Raw genomic sequence first — 21,580 nt, 5'->3', positions numbered from 1 at the left:
CTATTAAAAACAAAGACGCATTTGAAGAAGCGTGTCGCTGATTTTTAGTGTTTTTTTTAAAAGACGATGGAGAGAAGGAGTCCTTTCATGAGTTTACGATTTATCCTTGGCGATGGCCGTTGTCGTCATGATCAAGCAGTGATAGAAAATGCAAAAAGTTGGTTAGAAAAAGACCATAAAGAAGTATTTTTTCTGGTACCTAACTACAACAAATTTGAACGAGAGCGCGAGATCCTTCAATTACTGAAAGAGGATCGCGTAGAAGATTTTGCTTCTATTCGCGCGCAAGTGTATAGTTTTCACCGTTTGGCTTGGTTTTATCTGCAGCAAACCGGCTTGCTTTCTCAAAATGCCATCACTGAAAATGGTGCCTCCATGATCATGCGTAAGCTGCTTTTGGAACTAGAAGAAGAACTCGTCTTATACCGTGGTGAGATCAACAAAGCGGGTTTTATCCAGCAATTGTTGGCGTTCTATCAAGAAATGCATACAAGTCGATTGGGGATCGAAGATTTATTGGCAGGTGGTGCTGCACCAAGCGCAACCCAAGACGAGGAGAAAAAATACAGTGAATTAGCGAAAATATTTCAACGATTTGAACAAGAACTTCTGGAGCGTGCATTACAAGTCGAACAACCGATCACCTTGTTGACACGCTTTCTTGAAGGTTCCTTGATGGATGATTCTCCAGTGGAGCAAGCAATGCCTAACGCGGTGTCAATGAACAAAGCACCAGATCTTTCCCATGCCTTATTTATTATCAGTGGGTTTTCCGCTTTTTCAACACAGGAACAGCAGCTGATTCAAGTGTTGATGAAAAAAAGTCATGTCATTATTGATCTTTTTCTGGATCGTGGGTATCCACAAGAGCTACCTTCACCGTTAAATTTGTTTTATGAAGCAGGGCGAACCTATTATCAATTGATCAGTTTTGCCCGAGAAAATCAAGTGCCGATTTATTTGGATCAGAAACTTTCGGTCAACCAAGAGGTAGACAAGGAAGCGAAGGGATCGATGCAACAGGCGTATAATGAAATTGAAACATTTTGGCGGCATACTCAGTCACAAGTCAACTATCAGCAACAGTCCTCTGTGAAGGACTTTCTGGCAATTTGGAAAGTTGGGAATCCAGAAGAAGAGATCCGTCAGATTGCAGCGTCGATCCGTGGGATGATGAGCGATAAGAAACGGTACCCAGCATTACGATACCGAGAGATCCAATTATTGATCGCCGAACCAGAAATCTATCATCAATATATCCCTAAAATTTTTACTGAGTTTGAGATTCCTTTTTATATCGATGAAGAGCAGATGATGGCGCAACATCCATTGGTTGAGTTTTTGAATGCTTTTTTTGCTTGTCAATCCTATGGCTTTCGCTTAAATGATATTTTACGGTTGCTTAGAACGGAACTTTACTTACCGGCAGCCTATCGCTCCGAAGCAGATTGGCTCGTTGGGCGTGACCAGTTTCGTAAGTTGGTGGATATTACCGAGAACAAAGCGTTGGCTCATGATTTCCAAGGAGCGAGTTGGACGAGAAACGAAGATTGGGAACTGATCGAGTATTTACAATCGGAAGAAGAGCAGACGGATAAAGTGGATTTGACAGCGTATACCAACCAGTTGCGCAGGGCCTTTAAACAAGATGTTGCTGATACTCTAGACTGGCTGACGGCTGCTAGAACGAACCGCGATGCGGTCGAACTGCTGTATCGCTTTTTACTGAATGCCGGTGTTGAAGAACAACTGCGGCATTGGCGAGATCAAGCGATCCAGCAAGGGAAGTTGGATCAAGCCCGTAATCATGAACAAGCATGGCAAGCCTTGATGGATTTGCTGGATGAATATGCTGCGATCTATGGGGAAGAGTCCTTTGATTTTGCGCTCTTTGAGGATGTCTTATTGACTGGCTTAGAAAATGTCACATTCGGGAAGATCCCAACAGCGATCGACCAAGTCAACATCAATCGCCTTGATCTGGCACGTCCAAAGCAAGCAAAGATCACATTTGCACCGGGATTGAATGAAACGGCGTTGCCAAGAAAAATAGAGAACAAAACGTTGTTGACGAATGAAGAACGTCAGCATTTCAATCAGTTGTTCAATGGTGAAAAATACCTTAGAGATACAGTGGTGGAAGGCAGTGTCAAGGAGCCATTTGCCTTTTATTCTGTCTTGCTTTCAGCAACGGAACACTTATCACTGTCCTATGCCGTTAATTTTGATACCCAGCAAAACATCAAAATGTCGCCTTATTTAGATCGCGTGGTCAAACGTTTGGATGTCCCACTGCAAGAGCGAGGGATTTTGACGCTAGTCAGCGATCCAAGAAACTATGTCGGCAGTTACCGTGGCCTGATCTATCAAATCAATAACCTCAGTCAGCAAGCGCAAAAAAACAAAGAGAATTTGCCTAGGGTTTGGGAGCAGCTGAAACAAGCACTGCTGCGTTCGGAATGGACAGATTTAGCTGCCCAAGTATTTGAAAGCCAAACTCATCAAAATATTCCGATTCCTTTGTCTCAAGCACAAGCTGCGGCACTATATGGACCGTCGATCTACAGTTCCATTTCTCAGATGGAGACGTTCTATCAGTGTGAATACAAGTATTTCGTCAGCTACGGATTACGGTTAAAAGAACGGGAAGTTTATGGCTTAAATCCAGCAATGACCGGTGAGTTTTTCCATGATGCGTTGGACCGCTTTGTCAAAGTCCTGATTGCTGAAAATATTTCCTTGACCCAGTTAACTGCTGACCAACGCGTGCAATTTGTGGAAGTCGTTTTGCAGGAAATTTTTGGCGAAAGCCGTTATCGCTTACTGACGAGCTCTGCTCGGATGAATTTTATTCGGTATCAATTAGGCAAGACGATTCAGCGAGTAGCGTGGGCATTAGCGAAACAAGGACAAAAAATGCATTTTAGTCCTGAAAAGACGGAGGTGCTATTCGGTCAGATTGCTGGCTCAAATGGAATCAATGGGATCGAATTGCCATTAAGTTCTGGCGGGAAACTGCATGTGCGGGGGAAGATCGATCGTGTCGATACGGCGAAAACGGAAGAAGAACAATGGCTTTCTGTTGTTGACTATAAATCTAGCAGCCGAGATTTTGACCTTTCTGAAGCATACTACGGACTTGCGATGCAGTTGATCACCTATCTCGATGTCGCATTGACGGATGCTGTCCAACTGGTTGGTTCGCCAAATGTGCGACCAGCGGGGGCTTATTATCTGCATGTGCATAATCCGCTTTTGGACGGACAAGAAGCCAGTGAAGAAGAACGTTTAAAACGTTTCAAGTATGACGGGTTGTTTATTGACGAACCGGCTGTTTTCCCGTTGCTAGATGAGGATGTTGAAGCCAGCAAAAATTCACCGATATTTCCTGTTCGAAAAGACAAAAACGGCAATTATCAAAAAACAACGCAGGCGAAAAACAAGTTTTATACAGAAGAAGAGCTTGAACTGTTAAGAAAACACAATCGTAAAAACATGCAGCAAAGCGGTGAGAAGCTGTTAAGCGGTGAAATCGCCTTAAACCCGTCTTATAAAATAAAAGACAAAAAACGGGCGTGTGAATTTTGTCCGTTTCGCAGCATCTGTGACTTTGATGTATTGTTGAAAGAAAATGAGTACCACCGTTTAGAAAACTTATCTAAAGATGAGATTATCCATCGCTTAAGGGAGGAAGAAGATGAGTAAGATCCCTTTAAAACCGCAAAATGAAACCTTTACGGATACCCAATGGCAAGCCATTTTTGATAAAGGGGATAATATCCTCGTTTCCGCTTCAGCGGGTTCAGGCAAAACCACCGTTTTGGTTCGGCGAGTGATCGAAAAGCTAAAAGCAGGAACGACGATCGATTCTTTACTGATCGTAACCTTTACCGAAGCAGCTGCTCGAGAAATGAAAGAACGGATTCAAGTGGCATTGCAACAGGCCATCAATCAAGAAAGTGACGAGCAAAAGCGCCAGCACTTCGTTCGTCAGCTGCAGCTGTTGCCGACAGCTAACATTTCTACCTTGCATGCGTTTTGTTTAACTGTGATTCGGCGTTTTTATTATTTGATCGATTTAGATCCCAATTTCCGCATGATGACCGATGAAACCGAAATTTTATTGATGAAAGAAGAAATCTGGACACAGCTGAGAGATCAACAATATGAAGCCAATGATGAAGCCTTCTTTCGTTTGACGGAAAATTTTTCAAGTGATCGTTCTGATGAAGGCGTCGGGGATCTGATCCTGTCTCTTTATGACTTTGCCCGAGCCAATCCAGATCCAGTCAACTGGTTAGCTCATCTAAGTGATCACTATATCGGCAAAGAAACCTTTGCTGAAAATACCCTGTACCAATCGCAAATCAAACCGAGTTTGCAAGAAAATTTGAAAACAGCGGCGCATTTGCTGCAGGCGGCGCAAGACTATGCCCGTTCTGATGAAGCGATGGAAAAAGCGGCACAGTTGATCGATACCGAATTGGGCATGGTGGAAACCTTAAAGGCTCTGCTGGATGCAGACGATGTCGATGGCTTCTATGAGCAGATCCAAACATTGCGTTTTGGTCGTTACCCAGCTTTTCGCAAACCAGAACAAAAGGAATTGTCCCAAGAAATCAAGCCCTTACGCGATGATGCGAAAAAATTGGTCGAGCAATTGAAAGCCACCTTCCCGTATCCACCAGCTGAAATGATGGAGCTGCTTCATCGATCAGCACCTGTCGTTGAAAAAATGGCAGCGATGACCGAAGCATTTATGAAAGCATTTCAAGAAAGAAAGCTTTCAAAAGGCCGTTTAGACTTTAATGATTTGGAACATTTCACCTTGCAGATTTTACAAGGAGATGGCAGTGGAAGTGAGGCGTCGACCTATTATCGTGATCGCTTTGAAGAAGTTTTAGTCGATGAATACCAAGACGTCAATCGGCTGCAAGAGGCAATTTTATATTGGGTCAGACAAGTCGATCATAACCCTGGCAATATGTTTATGGTGGGGGATGTGAAGCAGTCGATCTATTCGTTTCGATTAGCAGATCCGACGCTATTTATCGAAAAATACTTGGCATTTGAAACAGAGAATGGTGGGCGAAGAATCGTCTTAGCAGAAAATTTCCGTTCTCGTTCCGATGTATTGGATTTTACGAATCTAGTTTTTCAACAACTGATGGATGAAAGGGTTGGACAAATCCCTTACGATGAGGCGGCAGCCTTGATTACCGGTTTTCCTGATTTTCCAGAAAGCGAGGCCTTTGCCACAGAGCTCTTGTTATATGAAAAAGAGCATGAATCCGAAGAACAATTGATCGATGACAAAACAGAAGGTGAAATGCAGATCACTGCCTTGAAGATTCGAGAGTTGATTGAATCAAACTTCATGATCTATGACAAAAAAGCCAAAACAAATCGACCAATCACTTACAATGACATCGTCTTATTGACCCCCACACGTAAAAACAATCTTGTCATTTTGGATGTCTTTAAGCAGTTTGGGATTCCGATGGCGGTCAATGATGCTCAAAACTATTTTCAGGCAACGGAGATCCAAACCGTCGTTTCTTTGCTGCAGATCATTGATAACCCGTACCAAGATATCCCACTTGTGGCCGTTTTGCGTTCGCCAATCGTCGGCCTAACAGAAGATCAATTGGCTGAGATCCGTTTAGCGAATCGTTCCAGCGACTACTACGATGCAGTATTGGATTACCATGGGCAACAAGAAGCGTCACCCTTGTGGCAAACGGTGGATGGATTTTTAACAAAACTGGAACAATGGCGAGAGGAAGCACGACGATTACCAATCCCAACCTTGCTTTGGCAAATCTATGAAGATACTGCCTATTTGGATTATGTCGTGGGACTGCCTGCAGGTCAGCAGCGCTATGCCAATTTAGCGGCATTGGTCCACAGAGCGGAGAAATACGAAAAGAGCAGTTTCCGTGGGTTGTACCAATTCATTCGCTTCATCGAAAAGATGCAAGAAAAAAACAAGGACTTGGCAGAGCCATTAGCTACACCAGTAGAAGATGCAGTTCGTGTGATGACCGTCCATGCAAGTAAAGGTTTGGAATTTCCTGTAGTCTTCTTATTGGATACAACAAAATTCTTTAATTACCAAGATTTTCAAAAACGCTATATCTTTGAAGAACAGCTGGGGGCTGGGATCCAATATGTGGAACCCGCAGAAAACCTTAAATTTGAAACACTACCGTTTCAAGCCATCAAGCAAGTTCGTTTGAAAAAAGCCTTGTCAGAAGAGATGCGAAAATTATATGTAGCATTGACACGAGCAGAGCAGAAGCTTTTCTTAGTAGGCTCCTATAAAAATCAAGCGGATGCCTTCAAGACATGGCAATCTGGCTTGACACAATCCGAGATGGTTCTTGATCCAGCGTTGCGCTTAGTGGCACGGGGGAGCTTGATGGATTGGGTCGGACGGACCCTGATGCGCCATCCAGATATGGAAGCAGTATTCTCCGAAGCGTCAGAGCGCAAGCGAACGATCGATCATCCTGCTCATTTTCGTCTGTCATGGTGGAATCAAGAAACGATCACGCAAGAAGTCCAAGAGACGCTTGCGCCAGTCGAGGAGCCTAAACGATTGATTGCGCCAGATAGCAATATCGATGATCTTTTGAAACGCCTAGCCTATCGCTATCCTTATCAAAAAGCGACCCAAACGACTAGTTATCAATCTGTTTCAGAATTGAAAAGACTCTATAACGATCCTGATGATCAACAGACCACTTTGTTGGAATGGCGGTCGGTTTCCGAGAAGACGAATCCTCAGCAATATCGCTACGTACAAGATGAATTGGCGAAACCCAAATTTCTGCAAGAAACGAAGCCTCTCGCCAGCAGTATCGGAACCGCAACACATACGGTTTTGCAAATGATCCCCTTAGGAATGAAGCCAACACAAGATACTTTGGCGCTCCTGATTGCTGAACTCGTGAAAAAGCAATTTTTTTCTGAAGAAATCGCCAAAAAAATTGACCGATCGAGTATTTTGTGGTTTTATCAAACTGAACTAGGTGAACTGTTGAACCAATTCTCTGATGTGGTGAAGCGAGAGCAGCCGTTTTCGATGCTAAAAGAGGCCGATACGATCTTTGAAGGGTTTGACGAACCAGATGCGCCGCTTTTGATCCATGGTATTATTGACGGCTATATTGAATTGGCGGATGAAATCATTTTGTATGACTTTAAAACGGATGATGTGTTCGGCAGTCAGGCTCAGATTGAACAGAAAATGCGCGAACGATATTATGGTCAATTAAAACTCTATTGCCAAGCATTGGAGAAAGCATTGAACAAACCAGTGAAACAGACCTATTTAGTGCTGTTAAAACCTAAGATGATCGTGGCATTCTAGCTGATCGATCCTAGTTTCTTACATTTCGTAAGTCATATGCTATAATAGGTAAAAGAGGTGATGGAGAATGATAAAAGTAGAATCGGATTATGCCCTTTGTCCTAAATTTGAAAAAGCTTTTTCTATTTTAGGCAAAAAGTGGAACGGCTTGATCATTGATGTCCTTCTTGAAGACGGCAAACAAAGATTTGTTGAGTTAGCAAACAAGATTCCTCAAGTGAGTGATCGGGTGTTAGTCGAACGCTTGAAAGAATTAGAGCGGGAAGAAATTGTCTGCAAAGAAAACAATCTTTACTGCTTGACGCCAAGAGGTATTGCTCTTGAAAAGAGTATGATGAGTGTGAAGCGTTGGGCAGAAACCTGGGTACGTGAGGAAGAATGCAGTTGATTTCTCAACGGAAATTAGGTAAACTAAGCTTAAATGAATAGTAAAAAAAGCGTTGATAGAAACTAGTAATTTGGCTGGATCAGAAAAAGGGAGACTTGTCACAGACTGAAAGCAAGTCCTGTATTCGAAAAATGAATTTCACTTCTGGAGCTTGCTGAGAACAATCAGTCGGCAGTGTTGCTGTCGTTAGCCGAAGTGAGTGCGCGGAACTTTCCGCGAATGAGGATGGTAACACGAGACGTCGTTCCTTTTTTTAAGGGATGACGTCTTTTTTTGTCTTTTTATCAAAAGATCGTCACTTTTTCCAGTCAAATCGTTTTTTACACTATTCACTGTATAGAAGGAGGAAACACATGTCTTTACAAGAAAAATTAGAAGCATTGAAGGAAACGACATTGCTTAAAATCAAAGAAAGTCCAACCATGAATGACTTGAATCAGATTCGAGTGGAAGTGCTTGGAAAAAAAGGTCCCATTACTGAAGTTCTACGGGGGATGAAAGATCTTTCTGCGGAAGAACGGCCGAAGGTGGGGAGCTATGCCAACGAGATTCGTGATATCTTGACAGAAGCGATCGAAGAAGCCAAATCGTCTATCGAAGCAGCAAACTTGGAAAAAGCCCTTGCTGAAGAATCCATCGACGTGACTTTGCCTGGTAAAAAGATGGACCGAGGAACACGCCATGTGCTAACGCAAATCATGGAAGAAATCGAAGATATCTTTGTTGGTATGGGCTACCAAGTAGTTGAAGGCTACGAAGTGGAAAAAGATCATTACAACTTCGAACGGATGAATCTGCCAAAAGATCATCCAGCCAGAGACATGCAGGATACTTTTTATATTTCAGAGGAAGTGCTGATTCGGACCCATACGTCACCAGTGCAAGCGCGAACAATGGAGACTCATGATTTTTCTAAAGGGCCGCTGCGGATGATCTCACCAGGGAAAGTTTTCCGTCGTGACACAGATGATGCGACCCATAGCCACCAATTCCATCAAATTGAAGGATTGGTGATCGATAAAAATATTACGATGGGTGACTTAAAAGGAACCTTAGAAGTCATGATGCAAAAAATGTTTGGTGAAGATCGCCAAATTCGCTTGCGACCAAGCTATTTCCCTTTCACAGAACCATCGGTCGAAGTTGATGTCAGCTGCTTCAAGTGCGGTGGTGCGGGTTGTAACGTTTGTAAACAAACTGGCTGGATCGAGATCCTCGGTGCTGGAATGGTGCATCCTAACGTCTTAGAAATGTCAGGGATCGATCCAACCCAATATTCAGGATTTGCTTTTGGTTTAGGTCCTGATCGAGTGGCAATGCTGCGCTACGGCGTAAACGACATTCGCCAATTCTATCAAAATGATGTGCGTTTCATTCGCCAGTTCAAGGGGGAACAATAAATGTTAGTATCGTACAAATGGTTAAATGAATACCTTGATCTGTCTGAGATCACACCAAAAGAGCTGGCGGACAAAATGTCAGTGACTGGGATCGAAGTCGAAGGTATTGACGTGCCTGAAGAGGGTTTAAAAAAAATCGTTGTCGGAGAAGTGACCGACTGCCGACCACATCCAGATTCTGATCATCTATCGATTTGCCAAGTAAATATTGGTGAGGAAGAAGACACGCAAATCGTTTGTGGGGCACCAAATGTCAAAAGTGGCATCAAAGTCATCGTAGCATTACCAGGCTCTCGAATCGTGGACAATGTAAAAATTAAAAAGAGCAAGATGCGGGGAGAAGTTTCGAACGGCATGATTTGTTCATTGCAAGAACTAGGGTATGCTGATAGTGTAATCCCCAAAGAATACGCAGAAGGAATCTATTATTTACCAGCAGAAGCAGAAGTAGGAACACCGGTTTTTCCTTATCTCGATATGGATGATCACATTATCGAATTATCGATCACTCCGAACCGCGCGGATGCGTTGAGCATGCGGGGGGTTGCTTATGAAGTCGGTGCCATCTATCGGCAAACACCGAAGTTTCCTGAAATTGCGCTTAATGAAAGTGAAGTAGCTGCTGCCGATAAAATTCAGGTGAAGGTCACGGAAGCAACCGATGCACCCGCCTACCAAATTCGAATCATTGATGGTGTAACGATCGCCCCAAGTCCACAATGGCTGCAAAATCGCTTGATGAATGAAGGCATTCGTCCAATCAACAATGTTGTGGACGTGACAAATTATATCTTGTTATTATTTGGCCAACCATTGCATGCTTTTGATTATCAAAAGCTAGACAGCAAGGAAATACTGGTACGTCGCGGCAAAGAAAATGAAAGCCTGGTTACCTTAGATGGAGAAACACGTCAGCTTTCATCAGAAGACATCGTTATCACCAACGGAACGACACCCGTTGCGCTCGCAGGCGTCATGGGAGGGCTTGATTCTGAAATCACGGAAACAACGACCACAGTCGCTTTAGAAGCGGCGCTGTTCGATCCATTAGCGATTCGTTTAACCTCAAAGAAATTCAATTTAAGAAGTGAGTCCTCTGCTCGTTTTGAAAAAGGGATCAACCAAGCAACGGTTGCAAAAGCTTGTGATGCAGCAGCAGCACTGATTGCAGAACTTGCTGGCGGAACGGTCTTAAAAGGGGCAGTAATAGGTTCCCAAGTAGCAGTAGAACCTGTGGAGGTTACAATCACTTTAGCTCGAATCAATAGCTATTTAGGCACAGAAATCACTGATGAAGAAGTGCAAGAAATCTTTGACGCATTAGGCTTTGGTCATCGTCAAGAAGCAGACAGCTATATTGTTTCTGTCCCACCTCGTCGTTGGGATATTACGATCGAAGCAGATATCATTGAAGAAGTGGCGCGTATTTACGGTTATGATCGTTTGCCATCGACTTTACCGCAAGGAGAAACGGTTGCCGGTCATCTAACCAAAGCGCAACGTCTGACTAGAGAAGTTCGGACGCTATTGGAAGGCAACGGGGTCAGTGAAGCCATTAGCTATGCTTTGACCACTGAAGAGAAGGCACAACAATTTACGGATAAATCGAGCCAAGTGACTCGATTGGATTGGCCAATGACCGAAGAGCGTGCCGTCTTGCGCTTGAATCTGATTTCAGGCTTGTTAGACGACGTTGCGTACAATTTGGCACGTAAAAACAATCGTGTTGCTTTGTATGAAATTGGTCGCGTCTTCTATCAAACAGGCGACAGTAAGCACGAGCTGCCAACAGAAGTCAATCACTTAGGGCTAGCTTTGACAGGAAATATCCATGAGAAAGACTGGCAAACCCAAGCTCGAAAAGTTGATTTCTTCCATTTGAAAGGCATTTTAGAAAATCTATTTGATTCGTTGGCATTAACCGACCGTATTCGTTATCAAAAAACGGCAGCTATCAAAGAGATGCATCCTGGCCGTACGGCAATGATCCTGCTAGATGACCAAGAAATCGGCTTCTTGGGACAAGTCCACCCATCGATCGCCAAAGATTATGAAGTGAGTGAAACCTATGTTGCTGAATTGAACTTAGATCAACTGTTAGCAGCAAAAACAGAACAATTGGTCTATCAACCAGTTTCTAAGTTCCCATCAGTAACGCGGGATATGGCACTCTTGCTTGATGAAACGATCGATAACCAGTCCGTGATGGAGATCATTCGCGAAAGTGCAGGTCGCTTCTTAAGTGCGATTCGTTTATTCGATGTTTATCAAGGGAAAAACATCGAAGCAGGCAAAAAATCATTAGGGTACAGCCTGACCTTTAGCAATCCAGAAGCTACCCTGACGGATGAAGAGATCAATCAAGCAATAGCGAAAATTACTCGTAACTTAGAAGAAAAAGTTCAAGCAGAAATCCGCTAATCAAATAAGTAGAAAAACGTTCTCCACCATACAAAGAAGTTGGGTGGGGAACGTTTTCTACTATTATAATAGATGCTCAGATGACACAAGAATGTGAGGAGTTGAGTGAAAGCCGTAAAAGATTTCTCTATAGAAGGCAATCCAGCTTTTTTGGTCCAACTTTTTTTAAACACTGGCAAGGTTGAAAAAAGGATTTTTTAATCCGCATTTTATGAGGTTATTTTTTAGGACGGCTCTCTTGGTTTTTGTGCAAGAAACAGCATCAAATCAAATTACACAAAGTGTCAGTCTAAGGAGGAAGGGTTCTCGTGAAATCTAACACATAGTTGGCACATAGGTTTTGTATGAAAGAATTCATTCCGATTTGTAAACAAAAAAACAAGCCGTAAAGGCTTGTTTTTTAGGCAAAGTAATTGATGCCCATTGCATTTTTGACTTCAGCTAACGTTTGGGCGGCAACTTGTTCTGCTTTTTCACTACCAATTTTTAATAAGTTCATCACTTCACCGGGATCTTTTGCAAAAGCTTCACGGCGTTCACGAATCGGTGCAAATTCGGCTTCTAGAACATCGATCAAATAGCGTTTGATTTTGACATCGCCTAATCCACCACGGGTGTAATGTTCTTTTAATTCAGCAATTTTTTCTTTTTCAGTGCCAAATACATCAAGATACGTAAAGACCATATTGCCTTCGACTTGTCCAGGGTCGTTGACATGAATGTGATTTGGGTCCGTGTACATGCTCATCACTTTCTTTTGTAATACATCGGCTGGATCAGCTAAGTAAATACCATTGTTCAGTGATTTGCTCATTTTCCCGTTCCCATCGATCCCCGCTAAACGTCCCATGCCTTTTGGCGGTAAAACCGCTTTTGGTTCGACTAATACTTCACTATACGTAGAATTAAAACTATGCACGATTTCTTGCGTTTGTTCCAGCATTGGTTTTTGATCTTCTCCAACGGGGACTAAATTTGCTTTAAAAGCGGTAATATCCGCTGCTTGAGAGACAGGATAGATGAAGAAACCTGAAGGGACGCCTTCACCAAATTTTTTTTGTTCAATTTCGGCTTTAACGGTTGGATTTCGTCGTACTCGAGCAACACTGACTAGATTGAGATAATACATCGTCAATTCAGAGAGCTGAGGGATTTGCGATTGAATAAACATCGTTGTTTTTGCTGGATCCAATCCAACGGCTAAATAATCCAAAGCAACTTCTAAAATATTCGCTGAGACCTTCTCAGGTGTTTTCGCGTTATCTGTTAGTGCCTGCATGTCAGCGACCATAATATAAAGCTGATTTTCAGGGTCAGCTTGCATTTCGACCCGTTTTTTTAAAGACCCCACATAATGGCCAAGATGCAATTTGCCAGTTGGGCGGTCGCCAGTTAAAATCGTATTCACTTTTTTTCCACCTTTTCCTTTGTTATATGGTTTATCTTACCTTTTTTTAGCAAAAGAAACAACCGGTTCTCCTTGTGATCTGATGGGGTGAGAAAAATTTTCATGGACAAAAACCTCACATCAAAGTAAAATAGCACTTGTCTTTTCAGAAATAAGGGGGGAACATTGGAAAAGCACCTTTACAAATGAAAAAAGATTGAGCTATAATATGAATCAAATCTTTCCAATTACTCATTTAATTTTAAAAAAAGCTAGGAGTGTGAATCAATGGCAATGATCGAATTTAAGAACGTAGAGAAATATTACGGAAAGTTCCATGCTTTAAAAAACATCAACCTTGAATTTGAAAAAGGTGAGGTCGTTGTTGTTATCGGACCTTCAGGATCTGGTAAAAGTACAATGCTCCGTACGATTAATGGTCTAGAAACCATTTCAGGTGGTCAATTATTGGTCAATGGCAAGAACTTGTTTGACAAAGATGTCAAAATGACAGAAATTAGAAAAAACATCGGCATGGTGTTTCAACATTTCAATTTGTATCCAAATAAAACCGTGTTAGAAAACATTACGTTGGCACCGATCAAAGTATTAAAACAAAATGAGCAAGAAGCCATCAATTTGGCGGAAAAGCTTCTTGATCGGGTAGGGATGTTAGATAAAAAAGATTCCTATCCTTCCATGTTATCTGGCGGACAACAGCAGCGGGTCGCAATTGCCAGAGGGCTTGCGATGAAACCAGAAATGCTGCTTTTTGATGAGCCAACGTCAGCATTGGATCCAGAAATGATTGGTGATGTCTTGGATGTCATGAAAAAAATCGCCAGTGAAGGCATGTCCATGATCGTTGTTACCCATGAAATGAGCTTTGCCCGTGAAGTAGCAGATCGAATCGTCTTTATGGCGGAAGGACAAGTCTTAGAAGACCGACGCGATGTCGATGGATTCTTTGATGCACCAAGAGACGAACGTGCAAAACAATTCTTGAGCAAAGTCAGCAATCATTAAGCAATAGGAGGAACCCTTATGAGAAAGAAAATCTTTTCCTTTCTAGTCTTAGCCTTTGCCCTTGTGACTTTCTCAGGTTGTAAAGGACAAAGTGCCGCAGAGATCGATATTTTAGAAAACAGCAAAGAGACGAATCAGATCGTTTGGGGCGTAAAAAACGATACCCGTCTTTTTGGATTAATGGATATCGCGACCAGAGAAGTACGAGGATTCGATATTGATATCGCTCGTGCAATCACTGAGAAAATTTTAGGTCGTGATGGCAATGCCATCTTTGTTGAAGTAACCTCAAAAACTCGGATTCCTCTTTTGAAAAACGGCAACATCGATGCAATCATCGCCACGATGACTATCACGGAAGAACGTAAAAAACAGGTCGATTTTTCCGATGTCTACTTTGATGCAGGCCAATCGTTATTAGTTGCCAAAGACAGCCCTATTCAAGGGATCGAAGATTTGACCGCAGATACCACTGTATTGGTCGTGAAAGGCTCTACTTCAGCTGTGAACATTCGTGAAGCAGCACCAGAAGCGCAAATTTTGGAACTTGAGAATTATGCGGAAGCCTTTACGGCTTTACAATCTGGTCAAGGGGATGCTATGACCACGGATAATGCGATCTTATTAGGGATGGCGAGTGAAAATCCCAATTACCATTTAGTTGGCGAAACTTTTACAGAAGAACCTTATGGGATTGCCATCAATAAAGGACAAAAGCCGTTTCTTGATGCAGTGAATCAAGCGTTGCGGGAAATGCGTGAAGATGGAACCTATGATGAGATTTACAACAAGTGGTTCCCTGAAGACGAATCAGGAAAAGTAGAGTAGGAGGAAACTGAATGGTTGAATTATTTCAAACGTATACCGGTCAGTTTATTGAAGGCTTTAAATACACAGTCATGGCGAGTTTGATCGCACTGTTTTTTAGTCTTTTGATCGGAACCTTAATGGCAATTTTTCAGTTGTCAGACAATCGCCTCATCAAAGGGATTGCCAAAGCGTATGTTGAGTTTTTTAGGAATATTCCCTTATTGATCATCGTGATGTTCTTTTATGTCGTTGTGCCAATGTATTGGGTTTCTTTTGACGGCTTTCAAGCAGGAACGATCGGCTTAACGATCTATACATCGGCATTTATCGCTGAGACGATCCGTTCAGGGATTCAAACGGTCCCTAAAGGCCAGATGGAAGCTTCCTTGTCTTCTGGTTTTACTTACAGCCAAGCGATGCGCTACATTATTTTGCCTCAAGCATTTAAGATCGTCGTACCGCCGTTAGGCAATCAATTTATCAATCTTGTCAAAAATTCATCAATTTTGGCGATGGTCGCAGGATTAGATATTATGTATCAAGGCGATTTGATCGCAAGTGAGACCTTCAATACATTTGATACGTATATCATTGTTGGTCTTTTCTATTTGATCATTACCCTACCGTTGTCTTATTTGATGGTTTACTTGGAACGGCGTTGGGCTGTCCGCTCATAGAAAGGAGCTAACGAACTATGGACTTTTTTGAAGCTTTTTCAGCGATTAACATTCGCTTCTTGATCGATGGCTTGCGGGTAACAGTTGAAGTGTCGATCCTATCGATTTTATTTAGCTTTATTATCGGAGGGATCGCCGGTATTTTGCGCTTCAGCTCGATCCCAGTCTTTTCTAAAGTATTAGGTGTCGTGATCGATGTTATTCGTAACTTGCCTTTGCTCTTGATCATCTTTTTCACTTACTTTGCATTGCCGCAGATCGGTATCCGCTTTAATATTTTTTGGTCAGCGGTTGTGGCGTTGACGATTTTTGAATCAGCGATGCTCTCTGAAATCTTTCGTGCTGGTTTGAATTCTGTGCCAAAAGGGCAGATGGAAGCTGGTTTGTCTACAGGGTTGAGCTATGTCGAAGTATTGCGGAGCATCGTCGTGCCGCAGGCATTTAAAGCGATGCTGCCAGCGATCGTCAGTCAGTTGATCTCTTTGATCAAAGATACGTCATTAGCTGTGATTATTTCTTTACCAGAGCTGACTCATCATGCTCGAATCATTTATGGTCAAAACACAAACTATGTTTTGCCTATGTTTTTAGCAATGACTGTTTTATACTTTTTGGTTTGTTATGCCTTGTCATTGCTTTCTGGCTTTTTGGAAAAACGTCAGTACGATTACTAAAACGAATAATCGTCAAAAACATCCCCACGATCGGTCTTTCACCCATGCAAGTGCAACTTGTGGGGTGTAAGCCAATCGTAGGGGCTTTTTCTTTTTGACCGTTTCGTGGTTTTTCGGTAAGCTTTTTTAGCAAACGAAAGGAATACTTGAAAAATAGTCAAAAAAAGTCCAAAATGAATAAGAGAGAAAAATGCACCAAACTCTTTCTTTCATGTAAAGGATGGAAACTATGACAAACAACAGACCAATTGGTTTTATCGATTCTGGTGTTGGTGGGTTGACGGTCGTCAAAGAAGCAATCAAGCAATTACCCAACGAATCGATTCTTTATCTGGGAGATACAGCCAGATGCCCGTATGGTCCGAGACCTGCTGAGCAAGTCATCGAGTATACGTGGCAAATGACCCGTTTTTTATTAGAAAAAAACATTAAAATGTTGGTGATCGCTTGTAATACAGCAACAGCGGTCGCCCTTGAAGAAATCAAAGAACAACTAGCGATCCCAGTGATCGGCGTGATCCTGCCTGGCAGTCGAGCAGCAGTCAAAGCAAGCAAAAACCAACGAATCGGTGTCATCGGGACAAACGGAACGATCAAAAGTGACTCTTACAAGCGCGCTCTTCATGGCAAAGCGCCCCATGCGTCCGTCGTCAGTTTGGCTTGCCCGAAGTTTGTGCCGATCGTAGAAAGCAAACAATACCATAGCTCGGTCGCCAAGAAAATCGTGGCAGAAACGTTGCGTCCATTGAAAAACAAACGGCTAGATACAGTGATTTTGGGTTGTACCCATTATCCTTTATTGCGTCCTTTGATTCAAAATGAATTGGGCGCTCATATCCAGCTGATTGATTCAGGGGCAGAAACGGTGGGGGAAGTCAGTACCTTGTTGGACTATTTTTCCATTGCTGCAACGAGTCAGGACGATCCGCATCCGCAACATGCATTTTTTACTACTGGTTCACCGAAAATGTTTGATGAGATTGCCAATGATTGGCTTGATTTAGACACGATCTCATCGATTCACACTGATTTAGGAGGCTTTTAAATGCGACATGATGGCAGAAAAGAAACAATGTTAAGACCAGTTAACATTCAAACCAACGTCTACAAACACCCCGAAGGATCGGTTGTGATCTCTTTTGGTGACACAACCGTGATCTGTTCGGCAACGATTGAAGAGCGGGTCCCTCCGTTTTTACGAGATACGGGAAAAGGCTGGGTCACAGCCGAATACAGTATGCTCCCACGAGCGACCAACACTCGGAATCGTCGAGAAAGTGCCAAAGGCAAGCTTTCTGGTCGGACGATGGAGATCCAACGGCTGATCGCTCGTTCCTTGCGCGCAGTAGTCGATTTAGAAAAATTAGGGGAGCGCAGTATCGTGGTCGATTGTGATGTCGTTCAAGCAGATGGCGGTACCCGAACAGCTAGTATTACCGGCGCATTTGTCGCGTTGCGTTTAGCTATCGATACCTTGTTGCGTGACAAAGCGTTGATGGAAGATCCAATCAAGGAGCATTTGGCAGCAATTAGTGTCGGGATCTTACCAGATGGCACCTGTGTGACCGATCTTGATTATCAAGAAGATTCTTCAGCTGCTGTTGACATGAATTTGGTGATGACGGAATCTGGTCGATTTGTCGAATTGCAAGGAACTGGGGAAGAAGCGACCTTTGATGGTCAGCAGTTGAATGAGATGCTGATTTACGGAAAAACGGCTATCGAAGAATTGATTGCCTATCAAAAAGAGGCACTGTTTTTACCAGATGAACCCCCTTATGAGATTCCCGAAAAAACGATCGTCATTGCTACAGGCAATCCAGGAAAAGCCAAGGAATTTAAAGCCGTATTTGGCGCGGCAGGTTACGATGTCCGTACCTTAAAAGACTATCCTTCCTTACCAGATGTTGAAGAAACCGGCACCACCTTTGAAGAAAATGCCCGCCTTAAAGCCGAAACCATCGCCAGAATTTTGGGAAGACCGGTGTTAGCTGATGACTCAGGACTGAAAGTCGATGCATTAGGGGGACGACCAGGGGTGTACTCTGCTCGATTTGCTGGTGAGCAAAAAAGTGACGCTGCCAATAATGCAAAATTGCTCTATGAATTGACGGATGTCGAAGATGACAAACGCAGTGCCCAATTTCACTGTACGTTAGTTTTCGCAGCGCCAGGAAAAGAGAGTTTGGTGGTTGAAGCTCAATGGCCGGGGAGAATCGGCCGCATCCCTCGTGGAGAAAATGGGTTCGGCTACGATCCATTGTTTATTCCTGATGGTTCAGAGCAAAGCGCAGCCCAAATGAGTCAAGAAGAAAAGAACCGAGTGAGCCACCGTGGTCTAGCAATCAAAAAACTGCAGGAACAGTGGCGGGAGTGGTTAGAAGGAGAAAATGTATGAAATACTTAGTTGTCAGTGACAATCATTCAGATCGTGAGATTCTTGTTGATCTTAAAAATGAATTCGAAAATCAAGTCGATTTGTTCCTTCATTGTGGGGATTCAGAACTTCCTGAAACGGATCCTTTATGGGAAACATTCCAAGTCGTTTGTGGCAATTGCGATTACGGTGGTGGTTTTCCGAATGAGCGTATCGTTAAAACGCCGCTGGATACCATCTATATGACCCATGGCCATTTGGCGGATGTTCGTTTTGGCGTAACCAAATTAGGCTTAAAAGCGCAACAAGCAGATGCCTCGATCGCTTTGTTTGGTCATACGCATCAAATTGCTTGTGAGAAAGTCGGGAATCGACTTTTCTTGAATCCCGGCAGTATTTCCCAACCGCGAGGGCAAATTCAAATCAAAAGTTTTGTGATTATTGAAAGTACGCCAGAACAATGGGCAATCCAATACTATGATCGTTCCTTTCATAAAGTCCCAGAGCTAGCTTTCGTTTTCACACGTTAAGTAAGCGGAATCAAAAAGTAAAAATTTCATTATAATTTTGCAGGTTTCTACTTTCTATTCTCATTTTCAAGTAAAATAGAAGAGTAGCTGTGAAATGGAGGCAATTAGATTGATAGGACAGACCGTAGAAAAAATATTACTCGAGAATCAAGAAAATTTCTTGGTGCCGGCAGAGAATGTGGCATCGGTATTTTATAACCACCCTTTGAGTCACGCATTGCTTGTTTTATCAAAAGTGGGCTATTCAAAGATCCCAGTACTAGATAGTGAGGACCATTTAGTCGGCTTAATCAGCCTCTCAAACATCGTAGAACGAATGATGGATCTCACTGGCTTCAGTATGGAAAATATTGAAGGGCTGACTGTGGCAGATGTCATGGAAGTCAATGTGAATTGCATCAAAGAAAACGATGAGTTGGAAAGTATGCTGCATCTGTTAGTGGATCAAGCATTCTTGCCGATCGTTGATGATGACAATGTCTTTGTTGGGATTATCACTCGCAAAGAGATTTTAAAATCCGTCAATCATTTGGCGCATGAAATCGAAAGACGCTATTTGCTGATTTCGAAAGAAGATGCCCCAAAGATGACAGATGAACTGCATGTGGTATAGAAAAAAGGTTATCCCAGTTTCGGGATAACCTTTTTTTAAATACCGACGATCGGCGCATTGGGGATCGTATAGCCTTTGGCAGTTAATGCATCGATCGATGCGGCCAAAAATTCCTCTTTGATTTTCCATTGCGTACCGTTGGTCACATACATGGTCGTGCGAATTGCAAAGTTGTTGTTCCCTAGATCCACCAGACCGAAGACCGTAGGGGCCGTTTGAATCTCTTCTTCGTGCTGCTGAGCAATCTGTTCATTGACTTCTTCAATGATGGCACGTATTTCATCTAAGCCTTCAGATGGTAAGATACGTACGTCTACCACGACTTGCATATTGGCTCTTGATGTATTACTGATGGTCGTGATGTTACGATTTGGGATATAATGAACGGTTCCGTCAACGGATTTTAATTGAACAGTCCGAATACCGACGGCCGTCACCGTACCTTCAAGCGTCAGATTGGTCAAGCGGACGTAATCACCAACGTTGATTTGTTGTTCGGTAATAATAAAGAAGCCAGTAATCAAGTCGTTCATAAAGCCTTGGGCGCCGAGACCGAGGGCGACACCGACGACTCCGGCACCGGCTAGTAGCGAGCCTACAGGTACGCCGATGGTTGAAAGGAGAGCATAGACAAAAAAGAAGCCTAATGTGTAATGAACCATATTGCGGATCAGGGTATGGATCGTGTTGATTCGACTCACATTGAAGGTGGCTTTTTTTTCATAGGACCGATAGATCCGGTCAATGATCATGTTGCTTATTTTTAATAAAATTCCGAATAAGATACACAAAAAAAGCAGCATCAGTGCTTTTTGGATCAGTAGGCCAATGATCGATTCCCAGTCGATCGATGCCCACCATTTTTGTAATGCATTGAGCTGAGCAGCTGCTGGTTCGGTAATGCTGGAACCACTTGAATCGGTCGTGCTAGCTGCAAGTAGCAGTTGTTTCATAAAATCCCTCCAAGTCTTACTGCATCTATTTTAACCAAGATAAAATAGAAATGCAAAGGAGGTTTTCTGAAATATCTGTTTTTTTCAGAAAAAGCCTGCTTAGCCAACGGGTAGGCAAATAGCAGACTTTTCTATGACAATTATTGATTAAGATAAATGAACGCCTTTATCAACAAAAATCACTTCGCCGATAATCCCGCTTGATAATGGACTGATCAAGAAGGCACAAGTATTGCCCACTTCTTCAATCGTCACACCAATATGATCAGGTGTTCGATCCTCTGACAATTGGATCAGTTTTTGATAGTCTTTTACACCAGTTACTGCCAGCGTCTTGATGGCACCAGCTGAAATCGCATTGACGCGGATTTTTTGCGGTGAAAGTTCGGCAGCTAAATAGCGAACGCTTGATTCTAAAGCGGCTTTTGCAATTCCCATCATATTGTAGTTCGGTACTGCCCGTTCGGCACCTAAGTAGGAAAGGGTAACGATTCCAGCATTTTCAGCTAAGATTGGTTTGGCATATTTGGTGACGGCAATCAATGAATAACTGCTGATGTCTTGCGCCAAAGCATAACCGTCACGAGAAATATTCAAAATATCGCCAGATAGATCTTCTTTATTGGCATAAGCAACGGCATGGACAACACCATGGATCTCACCTGCATATTCTTTGATCGTTTCAAAGGCGGAAGCAATGCTTTCGTCATTGGCGACGTCACATTCCACTACAAATTCATCAGATTCCAATAAGCGCTCTAAAGGCTTTTTCATGCGGTCGTTTTGATACGTGTAGATCACATCGGCTCCTTGTGCTTTTAATGCTTGTGCACAGCCCCAAGCGATACTGCGTTTGTTAGCAACGCCCATGACGACAACTTTTTTACCGGTTAAAAAACTCATAATTCCACTCCTTAATAAATTCAACAATAATAAAATACGTATAATG

Annotated in this window: 16 protein-coding genes; 13 read left to right on the top strand and 3 right to left on the bottom strand. The window is 42.8% G+C overall.

What is annotated here, in order from left to right:
* The first annotated feature begins 87 nt into the window (after positions 1-87).
* The 5 genes from IGI96_RS16890 (at position 88) to pheT (ending at position 11,584) form a co-directional block, all read left to right on the top strand.
* Positions 88-3,705 (top strand): PD-(D/E)XK nuclease family protein, encoded by a 3,618-nt coding sequence (locus IGI96_RS16890; RefSeq protein WP_270288311.1) that lies wholly within the window; start codon positions 88-90, stop codon positions 3,703-3,705.
* A complete protein-coding gene (gene addA, locus IGI96_RS16885) occupies positions 3,698-7,375 on the top strand; it encodes a helicase-exonuclease AddAB subunit AddA (RefSeq protein WP_270288309.1) in 3,678 nt (1,225 codons plus the stop codon). Before IGI96_RS16890 ends, addA begins: the two co-directional genes overlap by 8 nt.
* 67 nt (positions 7,376-7,442) lie before the next feature.
* Positions 7,443-7,763 carry a winged helix-turn-helix transcriptional regulator gene (locus tag IGI96_RS16880; RefSeq protein ID WP_005226192.1) on the top strand — a complete coding sequence of 107 codons (321 nt, stop codon included), beginning with the start codon at positions 7,443-7,445 and terminating at the stop codon, positions 7,761-7,763.
* A 353-nt stretch (positions 7,764-8,116) separates the two neighbouring features.
* Complete coding sequence (pheS, locus tag IGI96_RS16875) at positions 8,117-9,163, top strand: phenylalanine--tRNA ligase subunit alpha (protein WP_005226191.1); 1,047 nt, start codon at positions 8,117-8,119, stop codon at positions 9,161-9,163.
* A complete protein-coding gene (gene pheT / locus IGI96_RS16870; protein ID WP_270288307.1) occupies positions 9,164-11,584 on the top strand; it encodes a phenylalanine--tRNA ligase subunit beta in 2,421 nt (806 codons plus the stop codon). It begins immediately after the preceding gene.
* Positions 11,585-11,984: 400 nt separating this feature from the next.
* On the opposite strand, the gene trpS is transcribed toward pheT, so the two are convergent.
* Positions 11,985-12,992, bottom strand: a complete 1,008-nt coding sequence (gene trpS, locus IGI96_RS16865; RefSeq protein ID WP_005226189.1) for a tryptophan--tRNA ligase — start codon at positions 12,990-12,992, stop codon at positions 11,985-11,987.
* Positions 12,993-13,259: 267 nt separating this feature from the next.
* On the opposite strand from trpS, the gene IGI96_RS16860 reads away from it, so the two are divergent.
* The 8 genes from IGI96_RS16860 (at position 13,260) to cbpB (ending at position 19,678) form a co-directional block, all read left to right on the top strand.
* Positions 13,260-13,997 carry an amino acid ABC transporter ATP-binding protein gene (locus IGI96_RS16860; protein ID WP_005226188.1) on the top strand — a complete coding sequence of 246 codons (738 nt, stop codon included), beginning with the start codon at positions 13,260-13,262 and terminating at the stop codon, positions 13,995-13,997.
* 18 nt (positions 13,998-14,015) lie between these two features.
* Positions 14,016-14,825 (top strand): transporter substrate-binding domain-containing protein, encoded by an 810-nt coding sequence (locus tag IGI96_RS16855; protein ID WP_005226187.1) that lies wholly within the window; start codon positions 14,016-14,018, stop codon positions 14,823-14,825.
* A gap of 11 nt (positions 14,826-14,836) precedes the next feature.
* Positions 14,837-15,484, top strand: coding sequence for an amino acid ABC transporter permease (locus tag IGI96_RS16850; protein ID WP_005226186.1), 648 nt, complete (start codon positions 14,837-14,839; stop codon positions 15,482-15,484).
* A gap of 17 nt (positions 15,485-15,501) precedes the next feature.
* Positions 15,502-16,158 (top strand): amino acid ABC transporter permease, encoded by a 657-nt coding sequence (locus tag IGI96_RS16845; protein ID WP_005226185.1) that lies wholly within the window; start codon positions 15,502-15,504, stop codon positions 16,156-16,158.
* A gap of 229 nt (positions 16,159-16,387) precedes the next feature.
* Positions 16,388-17,203 carry a glutamate racemase gene (gene racE, locus IGI96_RS16840; RefSeq protein ID WP_015509769.1) on the top strand — a complete coding sequence of 272 codons (816 nt, stop codon included), beginning with the start codon at positions 16,388-16,390 and terminating at the stop codon, positions 17,201-17,203.
* A complete protein-coding gene (gene rph / locus IGI96_RS16835; RefSeq protein WP_142973038.1) occupies positions 17,204-18,556 on the top strand; it encodes a ribonuclease PH in 1,353 nt (450 codons plus the stop codon).
* Positions 18,553-19,065, top strand: a complete 513-nt coding sequence (locus tag IGI96_RS16830; RefSeq protein WP_438785387.1) for a metallophosphoesterase — start codon at positions 18,553-18,555, stop codon at positions 19,063-19,065. Before rph ends, IGI96_RS16830 begins: the two co-directional genes overlap by 4 nt.
* A gap of 109 nt (positions 19,066-19,174) precedes the next feature.
* Positions 19,175-19,678 (top strand): cyclic-di-AMP-binding protein CbpB, encoded by a 504-nt coding sequence (gene cbpB, locus IGI96_RS16825; RefSeq protein ID WP_005226181.1) that lies wholly within the window; start codon positions 19,175-19,177, stop codon positions 19,676-19,678.
* 35 nt (positions 19,679-19,713) lie between these two features.
* Here cbpB and IGI96_RS16820 read toward each other — a convergent pair whose 3' ends face one another.
* Positions 19,714-20,631 (bottom strand): mechanosensitive ion channel family protein, encoded by a 918-nt coding sequence (locus IGI96_RS16820; protein WP_438785386.1) that lies wholly within the window; start codon positions 20,629-20,631, stop codon positions 19,714-19,716.
* A gap of 147 nt (positions 20,632-20,778) precedes the next feature.
* A complete protein-coding gene (gene fabI, locus IGI96_RS16815) occupies positions 20,779-21,534 on the bottom strand; it encodes an enoyl-ACP reductase FabI (protein WP_142973037.1) in 756 nt (251 codons plus the stop codon).
* Between the last annotated feature and the right edge of the window lie 46 nt (positions 21,535-21,580).

The organism is Enterococcus sp. DIV0421 (assembly GCF_051713745.1).
Taxonomy (GTDB): domain Bacteria; phylum Bacillota; class Bacilli; order Lactobacillales; family Enterococcaceae; genus Enterococcus_D; species Enterococcus_D casseliflavus.
This window is presented reverse-complemented; position numbering and strand designations above follow the sequence as displayed.

What these genes read in the sequence shown, in the direction of transcription:
- IGI96_RS16890 (WP_270288311.1), top strand. Translation starts at nt 88, where the DNA reads ATGAGTTTACGATTTATCCTTGGCGATGGCCGTTGTCGTCATGATCAA.
- addA (WP_270288309.1), top strand. Translation starts at nt 3,698, where the DNA reads ATGAGTAAGATCCCTTTAAAACCGCAAAATGAAACCTTTACGGATACC.
- IGI96_RS16880 (WP_005226192.1), top strand. Translation starts at nt 7,443, where the DNA reads ATGATAAAAGTAGAATCGGATTATGCCCTTTGTCCTAAATTTGAAAAA.
- pheS (WP_005226191.1), top strand. Translation starts at nt 8,117, where the DNA reads ATGTCTTTACAAGAAAAATTAGAAGCATTGAAGGAAACGACATTGCTT.
- pheT (WP_270288307.1), top strand. Translation starts at nt 9,164, where the DNA reads ATGTTAGTATCGTACAAATGGTTAAATGAATACCTTGATCTGTCTGAG.
- IGI96_RS16860 (WP_005226188.1), top strand. Translation starts at nt 13,260, where the DNA reads ATGGCAATGATCGAATTTAAGAACGTAGAGAAATATTACGGAAAGTTC.
- IGI96_RS16855 (WP_005226187.1), top strand. Translation starts at nt 14,016, where the DNA reads ATGAGAAAGAAAATCTTTTCCTTTCTAGTCTTAGCCTTTGCCCTTGTG.
- IGI96_RS16850 (WP_005226186.1), top strand. Translation starts at nt 14,837, where the DNA reads ATGGTTGAATTATTTCAAACGTATACCGGTCAGTTTATTGAAGGCTTT.
- IGI96_RS16845 (WP_005226185.1), top strand. Translation starts at nt 15,502, where the DNA reads ATGGACTTTTTTGAAGCTTTTTCAGCGATTAACATTCGCTTCTTGATC.
- racE (WP_015509769.1), top strand. Translation starts at nt 16,388, where the DNA reads ATGACAAACAACAGACCAATTGGTTTTATCGATTCTGGTGTTGGTGGG.
- rph (WP_142973038.1), top strand. Translation starts at nt 17,204, where the DNA reads ATGCGACATGATGGCAGAAAAGAAACAATGTTAAGACCAGTTAACATT.
- IGI96_RS16830 (WP_438785387.1), top strand. Translation starts at nt 18,553, where the DNA reads ATGAAATACTTAGTTGTCAGTGACAATCATTCAGATCGTGAGATTCTT.
- IGI96_RS16820 (WP_438785386.1), bottom strand. Translation starts at nt 20,631, where the DNA reads ATGAAACAACTGCTACTTGCAGCTAGCACGACCGATTCAAGTGGTTCC.
- fabI (WP_142973037.1), bottom strand. Translation starts at nt 21,534, where the DNA reads ATGAGTTTTTTAACCGGTAAAAAAGTTGTCGTCATGGGCGTTGCTAAC.